Below are 249 nucleotides of genomic sequence, written 5' to 3'. Positions count from 1 at the left end.
CGAAGTGGTTAACGCACCGGATTGTGGCTCCGGCATTCGTGGGTTCGATTCCCATCAGTCGCCCCATTTTTCTTAAATAAATTAATATGCGGGTGTGGCGGAATTGGCAGACGCACCAGACTTAGGATCTGGCGCCTTTGGCGTGGGGGTTCGACTCCCTTCACCCGCACTTTTAATTAAATAACTCATACATGTCTTGCGGAAGTAGTTCAGTGGTAGAATACAACCTTGCCAAGGTTGGGGTCGCGG

Annotated in this window: 1 tRNA gene; it reads left to right on the top strand. The window is 50.6% G+C overall.

Going from position 1 to position 249, the window contains the following annotated elements:
• Positions 1-88: 88 nt before the first annotated feature.
• A tRNA-Leu gene (locus tag QO049_RS30660) sits at positions 89-169 on the top strand.
• Positions 170-249 lie beyond the last annotated feature (80 nt).

Source organism: Bacillus sp. RB3 (genome assembly GCF_030164735.1).
Classification (GTDB): Bacteria; Bacillota; Bacilli; order Bacillales; family Bacillaceae_G; genus Bacillus_A; species Bacillus_A cereus.
Note: the sequence above shows the minus strand (reverse complement) of the source record. Positions and strands in the feature narration are given on the sequence as shown.